General features: G+C 64.6%; 16 protein-coding genes. 10 read left to right on the top strand and 6 right to left on the bottom strand.

Annotated elements, in window-relative coordinates; all coding sequences use genetic code 11:
• Positions 1-46 precede the first annotated feature (46 nt).
• Positions 47-1,318: a beta-ketoacyl-ACP synthase II gene (fabF, locus tag AC1DYL_RS18995; RefSeq protein WP_477174373.1), complete on the top strand. Its 1,272-nt coding sequence runs from the start codon at positions 47-49 to the stop codon at positions 1,316-1,318.
• Between the two features lie 18 nt (positions 1,319-1,336).
• On the opposite strand, the gene AC1DYL_RS18990 is transcribed toward fabF, so the two are convergent.
• Genes AC1DYL_RS18990 through AC1DYL_RS18980 form a run of 3 tightly spaced genes read right to left on the bottom strand, consistent with a single transcriptional unit; the run spans position 1,337 to position 2,450 of the window.
• Positions 1,337-1,681: a TfoX/Sxy family protein gene (locus tag AC1DYL_RS18990; RefSeq protein ID WP_477149585.1), complete on the bottom strand. Its 345-nt coding sequence runs from the start codon at positions 1,679-1,681 to the stop codon at positions 1,337-1,339.
• A complete protein-coding gene (locus tag AC1DYL_RS18985; protein WP_477174372.1) occupies positions 1,678-2,007 on the bottom strand; it encodes a TfoX/Sxy family protein in 330 nt (109 codons plus the stop codon). Before AC1DYL_RS18985 ends, AC1DYL_RS18990 begins: the two co-directional genes overlap by 4 nt.
• The gene (locus AC1DYL_RS18980; RefSeq protein WP_477157604.1) at positions 2,004-2,450 is read right to left on the bottom strand and encodes a GFA family protein; all 447 of its coding nucleotides are present in this window, start codon (positions 2,448-2,450) and stop codon (positions 2,004-2,006) included. The genes AC1DYL_RS18985 and AC1DYL_RS18980 overlap by 4 nt, the downstream gene beginning before the upstream one ends.
• A gap of 81 nt (positions 2,451-2,531) precedes the next feature.
• Here AC1DYL_RS18980 and AC1DYL_RS18975 point away from each other — a divergent pair, with 81 nt between their 5' ends.
• From AC1DYL_RS18975 to rpsD, 5 genes are all read left to right on the top strand, one after another.
• A complete protein-coding gene (locus AC1DYL_RS18975; RefSeq protein ID WP_477174371.1) occupies positions 2,532-3,098 on the top strand; it encodes a GNAT family N-acetyltransferase in 567 nt (188 codons plus the stop codon).
• 134 nt (positions 3,099-3,232) lie between these two features.
• Positions 3,233-3,820, top strand: coding sequence for a GNAT family N-acetyltransferase (locus AC1DYL_RS18970; RefSeq protein ID WP_477174370.1), 588 nt, complete (start codon positions 3,233-3,235; stop codon positions 3,818-3,820).
• Between the two features lie 65 nt (positions 3,821-3,885).
• Positions 3,886-4,683, top strand: coding sequence for an RNA methyltransferase (locus AC1DYL_RS18965; RefSeq protein ID WP_477174369.1), 798 nt, complete (start codon positions 3,886-3,888; stop codon positions 4,681-4,683).
• Between the two features lie 60 nt (positions 4,684-4,743).
• Entirely contained in the window at positions 4,744-5,982 is a 1,239-nt protein-coding gene (locus AC1DYL_RS18960; RefSeq protein ID WP_477174368.1) for an MFS transporter, read from the top strand.
• A 313-nt stretch (positions 5,983-6,295) separates the two neighbouring features.
• On the top strand, positions 6,296-6,913 hold the full coding sequence (gene rpsD / locus AC1DYL_RS18955; protein ID WP_477174367.1) for a 30S ribosomal protein S4: 618 nt from the start codon (positions 6,296-6,298) through the stop codon (positions 6,911-6,913).
• A gap of 72 nt (positions 6,914-6,985) precedes the next feature.
• On the opposite strand, the gene sbmA is transcribed toward rpsD, so the two are convergent.
• On the bottom strand, positions 6,986-8,416 hold the full coding sequence (gene sbmA / locus AC1DYL_RS18950) for a peptide antibiotic transporter SbmA (protein ID WP_477174366.1): 1,431 nt from the start codon (positions 8,414-8,416) through the stop codon (positions 6,986-6,988).
• Between the two features lie 140 nt (positions 8,417-8,556).
• Between sbmA and ttcA the strand changes: the two genes are divergently transcribed.
• The 3 genes from ttcA to AC1DYL_RS18935 are packed head-to-tail and all read left to right on the top strand — an operon-like array spanning position 8,557 to position 11,048.
• Positions 8,557-9,447: a tRNA 2-thiocytidine(32) synthetase TtcA gene (gene ttcA, locus AC1DYL_RS18945; RefSeq protein WP_477174365.1), complete on the top strand. Its 891-nt coding sequence runs from the start codon at positions 8,557-8,559 to the stop codon at positions 9,445-9,447.
• Between the two features lie 27 nt (positions 9,448-9,474).
• Positions 9,475-10,296, top strand: a complete 822-nt coding sequence (locus AC1DYL_RS18940; RefSeq protein WP_477174364.1) for an inositol monophosphatase family protein — start codon at positions 9,475-9,477, stop codon at positions 10,294-10,296.
• Positions 10,297-10,328: 32 nt separating this feature from the next.
• A complete protein-coding gene (locus AC1DYL_RS18935; RefSeq protein ID WP_477174363.1) occupies positions 10,329-11,048 on the top strand; it encodes an SAM-dependent methyltransferase in 720 nt (239 codons plus the stop codon).
• Between the two features lie 8 nt (positions 11,049-11,056).
• On the opposite strand, the gene AC1DYL_RS18930 is transcribed toward AC1DYL_RS18935, so the two are convergent.
• Entirely contained in the window at positions 11,057-12,310 is a 1,254-nt protein-coding gene (locus tag AC1DYL_RS18930) for a multidrug effflux MFS transporter (protein WP_477157611.1), read from the bottom strand.
• A 105-nt stretch (positions 12,311-12,415) separates the two neighbouring features.
• Entirely contained in the window at positions 12,416-13,642 is a 1,227-nt protein-coding gene (locus tag AC1DYL_RS18925) for an MFS transporter (RefSeq protein WP_477174362.1), read from the bottom strand.
• 170 nt (positions 13,643-13,812) lie between these two features.
• On the opposite strand from AC1DYL_RS18925, the gene AC1DYL_RS18920 reads away from it, so the two are divergent.
• Positions 13,813-14,133 carry a Dabb family protein gene (locus AC1DYL_RS18920; protein WP_477149571.1) on the top strand — a complete coding sequence of 107 codons (321 nt, stop codon included), beginning with the start codon at positions 13,813-13,815 and terminating at the stop codon, positions 14,131-14,133.
• The last annotated feature ends 35 nt before the right edge of the window (positions 14,134-14,168 follow it).

Here is a 14,168-nt window from a genome sequence, read left to right as displayed (position 1 = left end):
CGGGTTCCGGCGCTGCCCGTGTATCTACACTTGAACGGAGAACCCGATGACCTCTCAAGCTGATCCGATCGTCGTCACCGGCATGGGCGCCGTCAGCCCTCTAGGGGTTGGCGTGGACGTCAATTGGACTCGATTGATCGAGGGGCGGAGTGGGATCGGGCCAAATACCCGGTTCGACGTAACCGACTACAGCGCCAAGATCGCCGGGCTGGTGCCTGAGAAGGCTGATGATCCGGAGGGTTTCGATCCGCTGGTGGTGATCGACGCCAAGGATATCAAGAAGATGGGGCTGTTCATCCAGTACGGACTGGTGGCGGCACAGGAAGCGCTGAACCAGGCTGGCTGGCACCCGACGACACCGGAAGAGCGGGCGGCGACGGCAACGATCATCGGCTCGGGCGTCGGCGGCTCGCCGGTGATGGCACACGCGGTCGAGACGATCATCGAAAAGGGGCCGCGGCGGTTGTCACCGTTCACCGTGCCAGCGTTCCTGCCGAACCTCGCGGCGGGATGGATCTCGATCAATTACGGCTTCAAGGGGCCGATCGGGGCGCCGGTCACGGCCTGCGCGGCCTCGGCTCAGGCGATCGGCGACGGTATGCGGCTGATCCTGACGGGCGAGGCCGAAGTGGCGGTAGTCGGGGGCGCCGAGGGATCGGTGGACATGATCTCGGTGGGCGGATTCGGCGCGGCACGGGCGCTGGCGACCGCGTTCAACGACGATCCACAGGCAGCGTCGCGGCCATTCGACCGCCGGCGCGACGGCTTCGTGCTGGCCGAGGGTGCGGCGGTGCTGGTGATCGAGCGGCTGAGCCACGCCGTGGCGCGCGGCGCGACGCCGCTCGCGATACTCTCCGGTTACGGGACGTCGGCGGATGCCTATCATCTCACCTCCGGCGAGCCGACTGGCGCGGGAGCGCAGGTGGCAATGGCCAATGCGCTGAGGATGGCCGGGCTCTCGACCGGCGAAATCGACTACATCAACGCGCATTCCACCTCCACCGGGGTGGGTGACGCGGCAGAACTGGCCGGCATCGGTGCGCTGTTCTCCAACCGCGGCAAGGATCTCGCGATCTCCTCGACCAAGTCCTCGACCGGCCACCTGATGGGCGCCGCAGGCGCGATCGAAGCGGTCTATTCGATCGAGGCGATCCGGCACGGCATCGTTCCGGCGACGCTCAACCTCGATGATCCGGATGTCGGTGAGCGCTTCGACCTGGTGCCGAAGGTGGCCAGGAAGAAGGCCCTGCGGCACGTGCTTTCGAACGGGTTCGGCTTTGGCGGAGTGAACGCCTCGCTGGTGTTCTCGGCGATCTAGGTCGGAGGCGGCGCCGGGCTATTTCACCGGCATGGCGGCGACCCAGCGTTCGGCTGTTTCCACCCAGTCGCGCAGGTCGTCGTCGTCCTCGATGGCGTCGGCATCGACCCAGATGAAGCCGCGCATCGCCTTGTCGCCGTGGATCATCTGCGTGGCGCCGGGGCGGGCGAGGGCGGCTTCGTTATTGTCCTTGCCGACGCTGAGCAGGATACGGCCGTCCTTCTTGCAGCCGACCAGGATGTGGCCGTTGAGCAGGAACGTCAGGCCGCCGAACATGGTCTTTTCGGTGATGCGCGGATCGCCGTCGAGGATGTCGCGGATGCGCTCGGCGAGGTGGGTCATGGTAGTCGAGGTGGATTTCATTTCGGGGGCAGGGTCTCCGCGAATTGCATGGCGTAGGCGATCCAGCCACCGAGCGCGGCGTCGTCCGGAATGCCGGTTTCGTCGACGGCGATGAAGCCGGTCATTGGGCGGGTGCCCATGTGCATCTGGTAAGCGCCCGGGCGCTCGAGGGCCTCGGCCTGTTTCTCGGGATCGATGCGGACCAGGAGGTCGCCCTTGGCGGTGGTGCCGATCGCCATGTTGCCGTTGAGCATGAAGCCGATGCCGCCGAACATCTTCTTTTCGACGAGGCCGGGTGCGAGGAGCGACCGCAGGCGGTCGCCCAGCGCGTCGGATGCTGCACTCATGCGATGGGGTCCTGTTTGCGGTAGGTGTCGTGCTGCGGCAGGCCATCGGGCAGAGCGTCCCAGTCGCGATGGCTGCGAGCGAAGATCAACTGGTTGGGAACGAACCAGTTCGTGGCGGCGCCGAACAGGCCGACCGGCAGCATGAGCAGGTCGGGAGCGCGGCTCGATTGCGCGTAGAGCGGGGTGCCGCAATGCGGGCAGAACCAGCGGGTGAGGGTGGCGCCGGAATGGGCGGGGCGGGCGAAGCTCCTGGTGTCGCCGGTCACAGTGACATCGGCAGGGCGGGCGAGCGCCACGGTGGAGTGGCCGGTGCCGGTGGCGCGCTGGCAATCCTCGCAGGAGCACATGAACATCGAGCGGATGCGGCCATTCACCGACAGCGTGACGCGGCCGCAGGCGCAGCGGGCGGAGAGGTCGATCTCGGGTTTGTCGGCGGTGGCCATGGCGCATGCTGACATCAGGTGTTTGCCATCCGCAAGCGGTCTGCTTGATCGGCACGGGCGCTGCCTCTAGACGATTTGCCCATGCTCTATTCGCCTCACTATCCGATCGAAACCGAGCGACTTCGGCTACGCCCGTTCACCCGTGGCGATGTCGACGCGGTATTCGCCTATCGGCAACGCGAGGACGTGGCGAAATATCTGTTCGATGGGCCCATGAGCCACGAGAGCGTCACCGAGGTGGTACAGCAGCGGGTCGGGCAGCACGAACTGGCGGCCGAGGGCGACAAGATATTCCTCGCGGCGGAACTGCTGGCGCCGCAGCACGTCATCGGCGAACTCTCGCTGATCCTGCGCGACGCGCCGTCGCGACAGGGTGAGATCGGCTACATCTTCCATCCGGAATTTCATGGCCACGGCTACGCCACCGAAGCGGCGCGGGTGTTGCTGGAGATGGGATTCGAGGGGGCCGGGATGCACCGGATCTACGCGCGCTGCGCCGCCGCGAACGATGCGTCGTGGAAGGTGATGGAGCGGCTGGGCATGCGGCGGGAGGCGCATTTCCGCGAGCACAGCTTCGTCAAGGGCGCCTGGGACGAGGAGTTCGTCTATGCGCTGCTCGAAGGCGAGTGGCGGGCCGCAGTGGCCTAAGTGTTGCCACGGCCTAGCCAATTTGCTCGCGGCTTACCAATTTAGCACGAAATTTCAATAGGAAAGCCGGAACTGCCATCAACCCGTCGCGTTGCTGCGGTAAGCATAACCGTCAGGGGAGAGCGGAGATGGCCATGCCTGATTTTCCGATTGAGACCGAAAGACTTATTCTCAGGAACTTCCAGAAATCCGATCTCGACGCCGTCATGGCCTATCATGCCCTGCCGGAAGTGCAGCGCTATCTCGACTGGAAGGCGCGCGATCGGGTGGAGGTGAAGGCGGCGCTCGACGCGATGTGCGCGCAGCAGCGATTGCACCGGCCGGGCGACATCATCACGCTCGCCGTGGTGCGCAAATCCGACGATCTGCTGGTTGGGCAGGTGTCGCTGCGCTGGACCGACGCCACGGCGGGGCAAGCGGAACTGCGATTCATTCTCAGCCCGGCACAGCGCCGGCAAGGCTATGCGCGCGAAGCCGTGCGAGCGGCGCTGGACATCGGTTTCAACGATCTCGGGCTGCATCGGATTTTTGCGCGCACCTCAGGCGGAAACCAGCCTTCGGCGAAGCTGCTGAAGGACCTCGGCATGCGGCTCGAGGCGCATTATCGGGAGCACGCGTTGTTCCAGGGCGAATGGGACGAGGAACTGCATTTCGCGATCCTCGATCGCGAATGGCTGCGGGGCACCAAGGTGAAGGAACTCAACCGCCACATGGTGGCGTGACGCAGCGCGCTTGATCTTGGTGCCGCTTAGGCCCTATCTCCCGGCCGAACGGGAGCAGTTGGCGCATGGCCGGAACCGACAAGTCGCAGGAGTTCAGCTATCGGCCGAGCCCTGCCATCATCCTCTGCGAGCCGCAGCTGGGCGAGAATATCGGCACGACCGCGCGGGCGATGGCCAATTTCGGGCTGTGGGACCTGCGGATCGTCAACCCGCGCGACCCGTGGCCGAACGAACGCGCCATCGCGGCGGCGTCGCGAGCTGACCATGTGATCGAAAAGGTCCGGGTGTTCGCGACGGTGGAGGAAGCGATCGCCGACCTGCAACTGGTGTTCGCCACCACCGCGCGCCGCCGCGACATGCAGAAGCCGGTCTATGGCCCCGAGGAAGGGGCACAGCGGATGATCTCGCACATTGCCGGTGGGGCCAAGGCCGGGTTGCTGTTCGGACGGGAACGCTGGGGGCTCTATAACGAGGAAGTGGCGCTGGCCGATGCGATCGTTACTTTCCCGGTGGAGGCGGCGTTCGCATCGCTGAACATCGCGCAGGCGGTGCTGCTGATGGCGTACGAGTGGCGCCAGCAGGCGGACAAGGGCGAGGTGCTGCCGTTCACCGGCGGGCTCGATCCGATCGCGCCGCGCGAGGAACTGATCGGGCTATTCCTGCACCTCGAGGAGACGCTGGACCGGACCGGGTTCTTCAAGACCGCAGACAAGCGGCCGACGATGGTCGACAACCTGCGCGCCGCGTTCAGCCGGGCGCAGCTGTCGACGCAGGAAATCCGCACGCTGCGCGGGGTGATTTCGTCGATCGATCGCTCGCACCTGCGACAGGGGCGCAAGAGGAAGAGCGCTGACGAAAGTTGAGCCCTCCGGTGCCAAGTATGCTTTGACGCGCCGTTGTGCGGCGTGGCATCAGCGGGCACCATGACCTCAGCCGCCACCGCCGAGCCATCCAAGCTCGCCTTCAGCTACCGCAACTTCCGCTTCTTCTGGCTCACGACGCTGCTGGTCAGCTTCGCGGTGCAGATCATGTCGGTGTCGATCGCCTGGCAGATCTACGACGTGACCGGCGAGGCGTTCCTGCTCGGGCTGGTTGGGCTCTCGTTGTTCCTGCCGGCGCTGGTGCTGATCCTCGTCACCGGCCTCACCGCCGACCGCTTCAACCGCCGGCTGATCATGGCGATCTGCCTCGGGGTCGAACTGCTGTGCGCGCTGGGGTTCCTGGCTTTCGTCAATGCGCAGGCGCATGAGGTGTGGCCGATCTTCGCCATCCTGGTGGTGCTCGGTACGGCGCGGGCATTCTGGAGCCCGGCGGCGCAATCGCTGGCGCCGAACCTGGTGCCGCCCGAGGCGCTGGCCAATGCCATTACGACCAACATGTCGGCCTGGCAGTTCGCCTCGATCGCCGGACCTGCCGTGGGCGGGCTGCTTTATGGCATCGCGCCGTCGGTGGCGTTCGGCACCGGCGCGGTGCTGCTGGTCATCGCCATGGCCTCGGTGCTGATGATCTCGAAGCCGCAGGTGCGGGAGTCGCGCCAGGCGACCAGCCTCGAAACCATGCTGGCCGGCTTCCGCTATATCTTTTCGAACAAGGTGGTGCTGGGCGCCATTTCGCTCGACATGTTCGCAGTGCTGATGGGCGGAGCGGTGGCGCTGCTGCCGATCTATGCCAAGGATATCCTCCACGCCGGACCGCAGGAGCTCGGGTTCCTCCGCGCTGCGCCGGGTGTCGGTGCGATCGTCATGGCGCTGGTGCTGACGCGCTTCCCGATCCGCGACCATGCGGGCAGGCTCCTGTTCCTGTTCGTAGGGCTGTTCGGCGCCTTCACGGTACTGTTCGGGCTTTCGACGACTGCGTGGATATCGATCCCCGCTCTGGCGCTGGTCGGCGCGTCGGACATGGTGAGCGTCACTATCCGCGAAACCATCATGCAGCTCTGGACCCCGGAAGAGGTGCGCGGCCGCGTCAACGCCGTGAACAGTGTCTTCATCGGCGCCTCGAACGAGTTGGGCGAGTTTCGTGCCGGCACGGTGGCGCACTTGATCGGCCCGGTCCCGGCCGTGGTGATCGGCGGCATTGGCTCGATCGCCATAGCGGTGATCTGGAGCCGGTTGTTCCCGGGGCTGCGCACGCAGCGGACGCTCGACAGGAAGATGGTCTAGGGGCAGGGCGGCGACCTCTCCGGAGGAGGTCGCTCATGCCAAAGGGCTACTGGATCGCGTCGGTCGATATCCAAGACCCCGAAGCCTACAAGGGATACATCGCCATCGTGGTGATCGAGGGCTACACGGGCTGAATTGCCCGCCTGACGCTTGACTCCGGCGGGTTCCGCCTCTATCACGCGCCCACTTGTCGAGCCCCAGGGCTCCTCGAGCGCACCCGGGATTCCCTGAAATTCAGGAATCTGTCGGTCCGTTCCGCAAGGATGGGCAGAGGAGGGCGCAATCACTTTCGACGATCTATGAAAGGATTCCGATGTCGAAGCGCGATTCAGTTAAGCACAAGATCGACCGCCGTCTTGGCGAAAACCTGTGGGGCCGTCCGAAGTCCCCGCTCAACAACCGTGCCTATGGCCCCGGCCAGCACGGCCAGCGCCGCAAGGGCAAGACCTCCGACTACGGTCTGCAGCTGCGCGCCAAGCAGAAGCTCAAGGGCTACTACGGTTCGATCACCGAGAAGGCCTTCAAGAAGCTCTACACCGAAGCCGCCCGCGTGAAGGGTGATACCGGCGAGCGCCTGATCGGCCTGCTCGAGAGCCGTCTCGATGCCATCGTCTACCGCGCCAAGTTCGTGCCGACCGTGTTTGCGGCCCGCCAGTTCGTGTCGCACGGCCACATCCTGGTCAACGGCAAGCGCGTCAACATTCCCTCCTACCAGGTGAAGGTTGGCGACAAGGTCGAGATCAAGGAGCGTTCCAAGCAGCTCAGCATCGTGCTCGAAGCCAACCAGCTCGGCGAGCGCGACATTCCTGAGTACGTGGAAGTCGATCACGGCAAGCAGACCGCCGTCTACGTGCGCGTCCCGGCCCTTGCCGACGTGCCGTATCCGGTCCAGATGGAACCGAACCTCGTGGTGGAATTCTACTCGCGCTAATCGCGCGGGAACATCACTGGAATTGGAAAGGGCCGCCCCGATGGGGCGGCCCTTTTGTTTTGGGCTGAAACGCTACGTGGCTGGATTTTCGTCGCCCACGGGCGCGGTAGTAGTTCGAGCTCGAATAGAGACGACCTTCGAAATGGCGACCGATGTGTCATTGACGATGAAGGCAGGCTCGCTGCCCGAGTAGTCGACGCCGGTGACCTCGCCGACGACTTCAAACTCTCCCCCGGTTGTCTCGTCGCCGACGCGTGAGTTGAGATAGCGAGGATCGTCGTAGTCGTTTGCAAACACCGGCGGCTTGGGCATGGCCTCCTCCAGTCCGCGCAGGCGCTTGTACACCGAGATCAGCCTGATGATCGTCGTCCATGAGTTCACCAGGAACCGGAAAGAGTCGGCGACCTGACCGAAGGCATTCAGCACCTGCTGGAACAAGCCGAACGTCAGCGAGGCAACCACGACCGATGGCCCCATCGCGATGTATGGGAAAAACACCGATCCCTGCAGGTAGGCGTATCGGGCGACGTTGAAATACAGAAAGTGGAAGTACAGCTTGAAATAGTTGCGCTGAACGTTGACGAACAGCTCCCGGACCGTGAGCGGCTCGGCTCTGGCGGCGTAATCTTCGCCATAAACGAGCTCCTTACGGTAGGCAGCTTCAACACGCTGGTTCTGGAACTGGAGCCCTGGAAGCTTGATGCCGACCGCGGCCAGCAGGACCGTCCCGAAGATGGCCGAGAGCAATGCGACCCAGACGAGGCTGCCGGGCACCGGCCCGATCCAAGGCAGAGCGGTAATGTGCTCGGACAAGCCCCACAAAAGGGGCAGGAACACCAGAAGCGTCATCACCGAGTCAATGACAGAGAGTCCAAGGTTTTCGACGATGGATGAGAAGCTCTCGGTATCCTCCTGAATGCGCTGCGCGGCGCCCTCGGTCGTCCTGATATGCTTCCAGTTCGCCTGGTAGTAGAACGACATGGCCCGCCGCCAGCGGAACAGGTAGTGCGAGTTCAGGAATGAGTTCAGGACCAGGATGGTGATGCTGACGCTGAGCACGATGGCGACCGTGAAGATCTGGATCATGTACTCGTCGAACGTGATCGTGTTGGGCGCTGCAAGGGCCCGTTGGATCAAGTCGTAGAAGCTGCCGTACCAGTCATTCAGCCAGGCGTTGATCTGCACGTTGAAGAAGACGATCTCGATGATCGTGACCGACCCCACAACGCTCCACCAATACCAGCGATGGTTGCCACCGATCCAATACCAAGGAATGCAGAACAGATAGCCGGCGGCCAGGATGTACTGGTAGAGCCACACCTTATCGGAACTGAAGAACGGGGTCGGCACCGCCTCAGTTGGAGCGATGCCGAGCCAAGGGCCGAGGCTGAGGACGCTTTGCAGGGCAGGCCCGATGGTGAACCAGGCGATCATGCACAGCGCCGTCCACGCCACGGCGGACAAAAAGAACACTCTGGGATTAGGGAAAAATGAGCGGAACAAGGGAGACTCCTTGGGGTTCCGGAGGGTCGGGTCATCTAACTGACTAAATCCGGAACCGGCAAGAAATCCGGTGGAACCTTGCCGAGAGTTAAAATCGCCGAAAGCTTCCGGTAAGGCGCGGGGTTTGGTACAGCAGCGCCATGAACCAGATCGTCAGCCCAGCCGCGCTCGAAGCCCAAGCCGACCCCTTGGCCGAAGACCTCTCCGGCGCGCATCCGCTGTTTCAGGGTGCGCCGCGCAGCGTCGAGTTTAACAAGCTCAGGAAACGCCTCGTCCGCAACATGCGCGAAGCGATCGAGAAGTTCGGGATGGCGCGGGCCGGGGAGAAGTGGCTGGTGGCCATTTCGGGTGGCAAGGACAGCTATGGGATGCTGGCGCTGCTGCTCGATTTGAAGTGGCGGGGGCTGTTGCCGGTGGAACTGATCGCCTGCAACCTCGACCAGGGGCAGCCTAACTTTCCCAAGCACATCCTGCCGGAGTGGCTGACCAAGAACGGCATCGCGCACCGGATCGAGTACCGGGACACCTACTCGGTGGTGACCAGCACGCTACCGGCCGGGGCGACCTATTGCTCGCTCTGTTCGCGGCTCAGGCGCGGCAACCTCTACCGCATCGCGCGGGAGGAGGGCTGTTCGGCGCTGGTGCTGGGGCATCATCGCGAGGACAGCCTCGAGACGTTCTTCATGAACATGTTCCATGGCGGCAAGCTTGCGGCGATGCCGCCGCGGCTGATGAACGACGACGGCGATGTCGAGGTGCTGCGGCCGATGATCTATTGCGCCGAGCCTGACCTCGAGAAGTTTGCCGAGCACATGGCCTTCCCGATCATTCCCTGCGACCTCTGCGGCTCGCAGGAGGGGCTCGAGCGCAATGCCATGAAGGCGATGCTCAACGACATCGAAAAGCGGATGCCGGGGCGCAAGGACATCATGATCCGGGCGCTGGGAAATGTGCGGCCGAGCCATCTGCTCGATCCAAAGCTGTTCGACTTCCGCGGGCTGCAGAACGCTTCGACCGCCACCGGCGACTGACCCGACCACACCGACCAAGAGTTGACCATGTCCTCCTTCGATATCGACCGCCTGGCCGTCATCCTCCGCGATGCCGCCAACGCAGAAATCCTGCCGCGCTTCCGGCATCTCGACGCCGGGATGGTGCGGCAGAAGACGGATGCCATCGATCTCGTGACCGAGGCGGACGAGCAAGCGGAGCGGCGGATCAAGGCGGCGGTGGAAGAGGCCTGGCCGGAGGCGCTGTTCGTCGGCGAGGAGTCGGTGGCGGCCAATCCGGCGCTGCTCGATGAGCTGGACCGCGCCGAGTTCGCCATCGTGGTCGACCCGGTCGACGGGACGGCCAATTTCGCGGCCGGGCTGCCACTGTTCGCCACCATGGCGGCGGTGGTGCGGAACGGCGAGACCATTGCCGGCATCATCTATGACCCGATGGGCGACGATTGGGTGCTGGCCGAGAAGGGTGGCGGTGCGTGGCAGCGGCGTCCGGATGGCACGCAGTGGCGGCTGGAGGTGGCGACGGCGCCGGGGTTGGGCGACCTCGTGGGGCACGTCTCGATCACCTTCCTGCCGGCGGAGAGCAAGCCCACGGTGTTGGCCAACCTCGCCAAGATCCGGGTGGCCGCGAACTATCGGGTCGCCGGACACGACTACCGGACGTTCGCGACCGGGTTTTCGCATTTCGTGGCGTTCAACAAGCTGATGCCGTGGGACCACCTCGGTGGGTGCCTCATCTCGCAGGAGGCCGGGGGCTATGTGGCGCGCTTCGACGGGTCCGCGTACCTGCCGAGCCACCGCGCCGGCGGGCTGCTAATTGCCAGCAATCGCGATACCTGGAATTTACTGCGCGCAGAGGTGTTTACGCTATAGTGGCGGTCTAAATCGGCGAGGGGAGACGCGGTTTGGACAACCTGAACTACTGGGCGATCGCCGAGCGCGATATCGAGATCCAGAACCCGATCACCGACCGCAAGCTGCGGTTGCTGGACGATTATTGCGACGTGCGCGATGGGCTCAGCGTGCTCGATATCGGCTGCGGCAAGGCCTGGCTGATGCGGCAATGGGCGGACAAGCACGCCATCGAGGGCGTCGGCATCGACATCAACCCGCGCTTTCTGGAGGTCGCCCGGCGCAAGCCACCGGCACGAGGGCGCCTGACCTTTCACAATGCATCGGCAAAGACGTTCCGGGTGGAGCCGGCTTCGTACGACATCGTGCTCTGCCTCGGCGCTTCGTTCGCCATCGGCGAGGTGCCGCAGGCGCTGGAATGGATGGCGGCGGCGACCAAGCCCGGCGGCTCGGTGGTGCTGGGCGACCTGGTGTTGAAGCACCCCCCGGCGGTGCCAAAGGGCGATATCCTGCCGCCCAATACGGTGGACATGATGGGGGTGGTGGAGCGCCACGGCGCCGAGGTGTCGGCGACGATCAGTGCCTCGGAGGCGGATTTCGAGCGCTACACCAGCCACCATCGGCACGCGACGCTGACCTGGGCGCGCGAGAACCCAAAGCACGCGGACCATGCTGCGGTGCTGGAGAAGAGCCGCAGCGACTGGATGTACTACCAGAAGACGATCCGGCCGCTGCTCGGCTGGACCATCTTCGTAGGTCGCAAGAAGGACTAGGGCGGGGCCTAGTGGCCCGCGTCGGCTCCGGGGTGCGCGTATTGCGGGCTCACGCCGAACAGCTTGCCCTTTTCGGCGATCAGCACGCTGCCGAGCGCCAACAGCCCCATGGTCACGTAGCCGGCGACGACCGGCGTCACCGTGCCATTGAACTGTTGGCCGATGACGGTGCCGAGCAGCGCGCCGCCCACCGTCTGGGTGAAGCCGAACACCGAAGCAGCGGTGCCGGCGACCGCACCGAGCGGCTCCATGGACAGCGAGTTCATGTTCGAGGCAGCCCAGCCGAACATCCACTGCACTACCAGCACCACGCCGAAGAACAGCCAGAGGGGCATGAACCCGCCAAGGCTGAAGGCGAGCAGGATCGAGGCTGCGCCGACATAGACGAGGATGGCGAAGTGGCTCAGTCGGCGCATGCCGAAGCGGCGCACGATCTTCGAGTTGGTGAAGGCACCGATCGACATGGTGCCGGCCATCAGCGCAAAGGCGACCGGGAATAGCGCGCCAAGCCCGAAGATCTCGACGAAGATCTGCTGGCTGGTCGAGATGAAGCCGAACATGGCGCCGAACAGGAACATGCCCGCAAGGCCGTAGAACAGCGCCGAGCGGTTGGTGAACACCAGCCGGAAACCCTCGGCGATGACGCTCAGCCGCAGCGGCCGGCGATATTCCGGGTGGAGCGTCTCCGGCAGGCGGAAGAACGCCCACAGGCTGATCACCGTCGCGAGGCCGCCCATGAACAGGAAGATGTACTGCCACGGGCCGGACAGCAGGATCACCTGGCCGATGCCGGGGGCTACGATGGGGATGACCATGAACACCATGAAGGTGAGTGACATCACCTCGGCCATGGCGCGGCCAGAGAACTTGTCGCGCACCACCGAGGTGGCGATGACCCGGGTGGCGGCGGCGCCGAGGCCCTGGGTGAAGCGGATCGCCAGCAGGATGGCGAAGGTGGGAGCGAACACGGCGGCGAAGGCGCAGACCACATAGATCACCAGCCCGACGAGCAGTGGTCCGCGCCGGCCGAAGCGGTCGGTGAGTGGGCCGAAGATCAGCTGCGCGAAGCCGAAGCCGAGCATGTAGACTCCGACCACGAACTGCCGCTCGTTCTCGTGGCTGATGCCGAGGGCCTCGCCCATGTAGGGCAGCGCCGGCAGCATCACGTCGATGGCGAGAGCGTTGAGCGCCATCAGGGCGGCCATAAGGGCAATGAACTCGACGCGGGACAGGTCCCGCGTTGCAACAGTTGTACTGGACATGTTTGGGCTCAGAATGGCCGGGAGGGGGCCGGAAAGGCCGGGAAGATGCGCGCATCTCCGGCCTTTGGCAACCCGGCGTTGATCAATACTGACGAAAGGCAGAGGCTATTGAGCCGGCTTCAGCTGGAACGACTTGGCACTGAGTTCGCGGATCGGCAGGTGGAGGGCTGCTGAGCCGAGGCCGAGCAGGATACCCAGGTACCAAACGAGGCTGTAGGAGCCGGTGTGATCGTAGACGAAACCGCCCAGCCACACGCCGGCGAACGAGCCGAGCTGATGGCTGAAGAAGGCGACGCCGTAGAGCATGCCCATGTAGCGGGCACCGAAGAACAGCGAGACGAGCCCGGCGGTCAGCGGCACGGTGGAGAGCCAGAGCAACCCCATCGCCGCGGCGAACATGTAGGCGCTGACCTCGGTGACGGGGAACAGCACGAACAGCCCGATGGCGACGGCGCGGCTGAAATAGATACTGGCGAGCAGCAATTGCTTGGGCAGCCGGCCGCCGAGGTAGCCGGCGAGCAGCGAACCCACGATGTTGAACAGCCCGATGACGGCGATGGCCCAGCTACCGACTTCGGGGGCGAGGCCGCACTGCACCAGATAGGCCGGCATGTGGACGTTGACGAAGGCGAGATGGAAGCCGCAGACGAAGAAGCCGATGACCAATAGCCGATAGGAACCATGGCCCCAGGCACGGCTCAGCGCCTGCATGAACTTGAGGTCGGCCTGGCCGGCGGCCCGCTCGGTGCGGCCGCGCAGGGCGTAGGTGAGCGGGATCACCAGCGCAAGGATGGTGGCGGCGTAGAGCAGGGTGGTCTGCCAGCCGAAATTGGTAATGAAGGACTGGCCGATCGGCGCGAAGGCGAACTGGCCGAACGACGATGCTGCTGTAGCGACGCCGAACACGAGGCTGCGCTTTTCCTGCGGCACGCTGCGGCCGAACGCGATCATCACGATGGAGAAGGACGAGGTGGCGATGCCGACGCCGACGATAACACCGGCCGTGAGGTTCAGCACCGAGCCGCTGGGCGAGATCACCATGAGGGCGAGGCCGAGCGCATAGACCAAGAGGCCGCCGATGATCACCTTGGCGGTGCCGTAGCGGTCGGCGAGGCCACCGGCGAAGGGCTGTGCGATGCCCCAGGCGAGGTTCTGGATCGCCATGGCCATGCCCCACGCCTCGCGCGTCAGGCCGAGATCGGCGGTCATCGGGAGGGTCAGCAGGCCGAAGCTGGTGCGGATGCCGTTGGTCACCGCCGCGATGATGCAGCCACAGATGATCAGGGCGACGAGCGGCGTCGCCACGGAACGGGAGGCGGTGATCGAGGACATGAGCGGGGGACTCGGAGGATTGGAGGAGCCCCGTGTACTTACACCCCCCGAACGGATCACAGAAACGCATTTCTCTGATGCGTGCGATCACCCAAAGTGATGGCGGACGCCATGCCGCAGTTGATCGCGCGGCGCAGGGGATTATCTACAGGGCAGCAACGGAGTCGCCCGTGATACGCCACATCGTGTTCTTCACCGCCAAGGACCCAGACCAACTCGACGCCATCGTCGAGGGGCTCGAATTGCTCGGCACGATTCCGCATTCGACGCATTTTGAAGTGACCCGCAACAGCAAGGTCGACCAGATCGGCAACGATGTGGATGTGGTGGTCTACGCCGAGTTCGCCGATGCGGCGGCGCTGGCGGCCTACAAGGCGCATCCGACCTATGCCGAGGCAACACGCCGGGTGCGGCCGCTGCGCGAACTGCGGTTCGCCGCCGACGTTCCCGCCAGCGAGGCGGCCGTGGCGCTGGTGCGCCGCTCCGCCTGAGGCAGAGCATATTGTTCCTCCGTACCCGAAAATTG

It is taken from the genome of Devosia sp. P1_H9 (assembly GCF_056405135.1).
Note: the sequence above shows the minus strand (reverse complement) of the source record. Positions and strands in the feature narration are given on the sequence as shown.

Excerpts from the sequence above, each read along its gene's own strand:
- AC1DYL_RS18930 (WP_477157611.1), bottom strand. The coding sequence starts at position 12,310 with ATGTCCAGTACAACTGTTGCAACGCGGGACCTGTCCCGCGTCGAGTTC.
- fabF (WP_477174373.1), top strand. The coding sequence starts at position 47 with ATGACCTCTCAAGCTGATCCGATCGTCGTCACCGGCATGGGCGCCGTC.
- AC1DYL_RS18965 (WP_477174369.1), top strand. The coding sequence starts at position 3,886 with ATGGCCGGAACCGACAAGTCGCAGGAGTTCAGCTATCGGCCGAGCCCT.
- AC1DYL_RS18985 (WP_477174372.1), bottom strand. The coding sequence starts at position 2,007 with ATGAGTGCAGCATCCGACGCGCTGGGCGACCGCCTGCGGTCGCTCCTC.
- AC1DYL_RS18970 (WP_477174370.1), top strand. The coding sequence starts at position 3,233 with ATGCCTGATTTTCCGATTGAGACCGAAAGACTTATTCTCAGGAACTTC.
- AC1DYL_RS18990 (WP_477149585.1), bottom strand. The coding sequence starts at position 1,681 with ATGAAATCCACCTCGACTACCATGACCCACCTCGCCGAGCGCATCCGC.
- ttcA (WP_477174365.1), top strand. The coding sequence starts at position 8,557 with ATGAACCAGATCGTCAGCCCAGCCGCGCTCGAAGCCCAAGCCGACCCC.
- AC1DYL_RS18975 (WP_477174371.1), top strand. The coding sequence starts at position 2,532 with ATGCTCTATTCGCCTCACTATCCGATCGAAACCGAGCGACTTCGGCTA.
- AC1DYL_RS18940 (WP_477174364.1), top strand. The coding sequence starts at position 9,475 with ATGTCCTCCTTCGATATCGACCGCCTGGCCGTCATCCTCCGCGATGCC.
- rpsD (WP_477174367.1), top strand. The coding sequence starts at position 6,296 with ATGTCGAAGCGCGATTCAGTTAAGCACAAGATCGACCGCCGTCTTGGC.
- AC1DYL_RS18960 (WP_477174368.1), top strand. The coding sequence starts at position 4,744 with ATGACCTCAGCCGCCACCGCCGAGCCATCCAAGCTCGCCTTCAGCTAC.
- AC1DYL_RS18925 (WP_477174362.1), bottom strand. The coding sequence starts at position 13,642 with ATGTCCTCGATCACCGCCTCCCGTTCCGTGGCGACGCCGCTCGTCGCC.
- AC1DYL_RS18980 (WP_477157604.1), bottom strand. The coding sequence starts at position 2,450 with ATGGCCACCGCCGACAAACCCGAGATCGACCTCTCCGCCCGCTGCGCC.